Genomic DNA, 3,826 nt, shown 5'->3' on the forward strand with positions numbered 1-3,826 from the left:
GTATTTCTTCGCCGCCCTTTTGACCTCGACCGACGCCAAGACGATCCCCGTCATGGTGGCGAGCCAGACCGGCTCGCAAGGCATCAACTGGTGGTCGATGGCAGCGCTCGCCACGGCAGCCATCGCGCCGCTGGCGGTGATCGGCATCGCGCTTGAGCGCTATCTGATCATGGGCATGACCGCAGGAGCGGTGAAGTAGCAGGGCGGCCCGCTAGGCTGCCAGGATCGTGCGCAGGTGGTCCATGATCATGGCGACGCCCTTCTGCCCAAGCTCGGCCGAAGCATCCTTGGCGCTCGCCGTATACCAGCTCTTGTTGTCGTTGAAGTGAGCGGCATCGACAGCCTCCGGGCATAGCGCCAGCATCAGCGAGGTCTCGCCGATGCCGGCATGATCGAACGGGTACTTGCCGTTCATGTCAGCCGACATCAGCGGATGCACTTGCACCCAGTTGAAGAAATTTTCACCGGTGGCGTGCCCGGAATAGTAGTCGGCCATCGCCTGAGAGCCCCACCAGCCCTCGCCGCGCTCCTTTTCGAGGAAGCGGAAGATCGCCTGGCGGCCGGCGGTCTTGAACGCCAGATCGGTCGGCATGCCGGCGGCAAAGTTCTCGGTCTGGTGGTGGATGATGGCGTGGATGTTGCGAAAGCCGATGCGCAGCAGGCTGTAGAACAGCTCCTCGCCGAACGGCGCCAGCGCATTGCCGCCGACCTGCACCGAGCCGCTGCCTTCCGGGGGCGCCACCGCATAACTCGCAGCACCGTAGTAGAAGGGCGGCAGGATGACGACGTCCTTCTCCTTTTCGAACAGCTCCAGCGTCTTGACGACGGCCAGCGTGTCCATGCCGACGGCCATGTGCTCGCCATGGTATTCGAGCACGCCGAGCGGCAGAGCGACCGGCCAATTCTCGGCGATCGCCCTGCGGATCTGGTGTGGCAGCATCAGTTCGTAGCGCATGATCTATTCCATGTTGGTGTGGCGGGCGCGCATGGCTTCGGGCGACGCCCCGATCAATTCCCTGAGTTTCAGCACCATCACCTCGAACAGCAGGAACAGCGCGCCTTCGAACACCGAGCCCATCGGCAGCACCGATGTCTTCTGCGCCCCCTGATCGTTGGCCATGGTCTGCGCGGGAATGAGTAGGGTGAAGTCCGCGCGCTTCGCCGCGCTGCCTGCGGCCTGGGCGGTCAGCAGGAGATTGGTTGCACCTGCTTGGTGCGCGACCTGCATCAGGGTCAGCACGGTCGAGGTCTCTCCCGGCCCGGAGCTGACCAGGAAGACATCGCCCTGCCCCAGCGGCGGTGTGTTCATGTCGCCGACCACGGACACCGGCAGGCCCAAATGGTAGAGCCGCATGGCAAACCCCTTGACCTGCAAGGCCTCGCGGCCGCAGCCATAGACGACGATCTGTCGCGCGCCGGCCAGCATTTTGCAGGCGGCGTCGATCCGGCTTTCGTCGATGCGGGCCAGCACGCCGCCGAGTTCCTCAAGCGCGGTCTCGAACAGGCTTTTGCTCTTGTCGCTCACCGCGATCCTGCCATCAAAAATCACCCCTGGTATTTGCCGCCCTTGCTGCCACGAACAGCTTGATTTCGTTCATGCTAGCAACCGCGAAAATGCGTGTCCAACCCGCAGCTATGCTTTTGCCTGACCACAGGCGTGATAGTGTCATGTCAGACAAATCGAGCGAGGCAAACGGCAGCATATGAAGACACGGCATTTCGACCGCATCGGCAATGGCGGCATCAGTTTCACCGAGCTCGGCTTCGGCGCGGCGCCGCTCGGCAACCTCTACCGTGCCGTCTCCGACGAGGACGCCAACGCCACGCTGGAAGCCGCGTGGGCGACCGGCTGCCGCTACTACGACACCGCGCCGCTTTATGGACTCGGCCTGTCGGAAACGCGGCTCAACCCGTTCCTGCGCGGCAAGAAGCGCGACGACTATGTGCTGTCGAGCAAGGTCGGCCGCATCATGCGCGCCTGCCCGCCCGAAGAGCGCACCGGCATCGGCAAGTTCTTCGACACGCCGTCGCGCCGCGAAGTGTACGACTACAGCTATGACGGTGTCATGCGCTCGTTCGAGGCCTCGCTTGAGCGCCTCGGCGTCGACCGGATCGACATCCTCTTCGTCCACGATGTCGACATCTTCACGCATGGCAGCAAGGAAGCCTCCGACCGGCGCATCGAGGAGTTCATGCGCTCGGGCTATTACGGCTTGCTGTCGCTGCGCGACCAGGGCGTGATCAAGGCGTTCGGTGGCGGCATCAATGAGTGGCAGGTCGCGCAGACGCTGGCCGAGCGCGGCGACTTCGACCTGTTCCTGCTGGCCGGACGCTATACGCTCCTGGAACAGGAGGCGCTGACGTCCTTCCTGCCGCTCTGCCAGGCACGCGGCATCGGCATCGTTCTCGGCGGCCCCTACAACTCCGGCATCCTGGCGACCGGACCGAAGCCCGGCGCCTACTACAACTACTCGGAAGCGCCGAAGGACATACTCGATCGGGTCGCCGGGATCGAAAACGTCTGCAAGCGTCATGGTGTCAGGCTGATCGAGGCCGCCCTGCAATTCCCGCTGCTGCACCCCTCGGTCGTCTCGGTGATCCCCGGTGGCCAGCGGCCGAGCGAGGTCGAGAGCAATCGCTCGCTGCTCGATGCGAAACTGCCCCCAGCGCTTTGGGCCGATCTCAAGAAGGAAGGTCTGATGCGCGCCGAGGCGCCGACCGCATAAGCCGGCCGCCGTCGCGTCAGCGTCGGGCACAAAAAATGAAAAGCCGGGCAAGCCCGGCTTTTCTGAGGTCTCTGAAAAGAAAAAACGCTTAGTTGACTGCGTCCTTGAGGCCTTTGCCGGCCGAGAACTTCGGCACGGTGCGCGCCGGGATCTTCACTTCGGCGCCGGTCTGAGGATTGCGGCCGGTCGAAGCCGCACGCTTTGACACGGAGAAATTGCCAAAGCCGACAAGCCGGACATCGCCGCCCTTCTTCAGTTCGCCGGTGATCACGGAAAATACCGCATCGACCGCCGACTGCGCGTCACCCTTCGAAATGCTCGCGGCGTCGGCGACAGCGGACACCAGTTCGTTCTTGTTCATAAAAATTCCCTTCCATGAGAACACCGGAACTATCGACTCATCCGGCAGGAAACGGACTTTAGAAAGAAGCGCTCCCGCAACCAAGTCGAAAAGGCAGGAAAAAAGCGGAAAAAGCCCGGAAATGCTGGGTTTTTCACATGAAAAAGCCGGGCTCTAGGCCCGGCTCTCCGTTTGTGCGCTGCAACCTTGACGAAAACCAACGCATGGCCTCGAAAACCGTAGCCGGTTTTCGGAAAGGGCCATGCGCAAGTCCGAGCGTTAGAGCGTCCTTTGTGCGTCCAGATGGACGCCCGGCGCTCTAATGCGCCAGGGACTTTCCAGCGTCGTCGGCACTGTCTGTCGAGGCCGGCGGATTGACCGGTTCGACCCATTCGATCGGCTCCGGCATACGCACCAGCGCGTGGCGCAACACCTCGCCGACACGTGAGACCGGAATGATCTCCATGCCGTTCTTCACATTGTCCGGGATCTCCGCCAGGTCCTTGGCATTGTCTTCCGGGATCAGCACCTTCTTGATGCCGCCGCGCAGTGCGGCGAGCAGCTTCTCCTTGAGCCCGCCGATCGGCAAGATGCGGCCGCGAAGCGTTATCTCGCCGGTCATCGCCACATCCGCCCGGACCGGAATACCCGTCAGTACCGACACAATGGCTGTCGCCATGGCAGCACCCGCAGACGGGCCGTCCTTCGGCGTGGCGCCTTCCGGCAGGTGCACGTGGATGTCGCGCTTGTCGAACAGCGG

General features: G+C 63.0%; 5 protein-coding genes and 1 pseudogene. 2 read left to right on the forward strand and 4 right to left on the reverse strand.

What is annotated here, in order from left to right; genetic code table 11:
- Window positions 1-199 (forward strand): annotated as a pseudogene (locus tag EN984_RS25760) (carbohydrate ABC transporter permease); the annotation flags it as partial.
- Window positions 200-211: 12 nt separating this feature from the next.
- Here the strand turns inward: EN984_RS25760 and EN984_RS25765 are convergent.
- Window positions 212-955 (reverse strand): creatininase family protein, encoded by a 744-nt coding sequence (locus EN984_RS25765; RefSeq protein WP_127268004.1) that lies wholly within the window; start codon window positions 953-955, stop codon window positions 212-214.
- 3 nt (window positions 956-958) lie between these two features.
- Entirely contained in the window at window positions 959-1,525 is a 567-nt protein-coding gene (locus EN984_RS25770) for an SIS domain-containing protein (protein WP_127268005.1), read from the reverse strand.
- Between the two features lie 178 nt (window positions 1,526-1,703).
- On the opposite strand from EN984_RS25770, the gene EN984_RS25775 reads away from it, so the two are divergent.
- Entirely contained in the window at window positions 1,704-2,726 is a 1,023-nt protein-coding gene (locus EN984_RS25775; protein WP_127268006.1) for an aldo/keto reductase, read from the forward strand.
- Between the two features lie 88 nt (window positions 2,727-2,814).
- On the opposite strand, the gene hupB is transcribed toward EN984_RS25775, so the two are convergent.
- Both hupB and EN984_RS25785 read right to left on the reverse strand, forming a co-directional pair.
- The gene (hupB, locus tag EN984_RS25780) at window positions 2,815-3,087 is read right to left on the reverse strand and encodes a DNA-binding protein HupB (RefSeq protein WP_127268007.1); all 273 of its coding nucleotides are present in this window, start codon (window positions 3,085-3,087) and stop codon (window positions 2,815-2,817) included.
- A gap of 298 nt (window positions 3,088-3,385) precedes the next feature.
- The coding region (locus tag EN984_RS25785; RefSeq protein ID WP_281057327.1) for a S16 family serine protease at window positions 3,386-3,826 on the reverse strand (441 nt) is incomplete at its 5' end.

This window comes from Mesorhizobium sp. M7A.F.Ca.CA.004.12.1.1 (assembly GCF_003997835.1).
Lineage (GTDB): Bacteria > Pseudomonadota > Alphaproteobacteria > Rhizobiales > Rhizobiaceae > Mesorhizobium.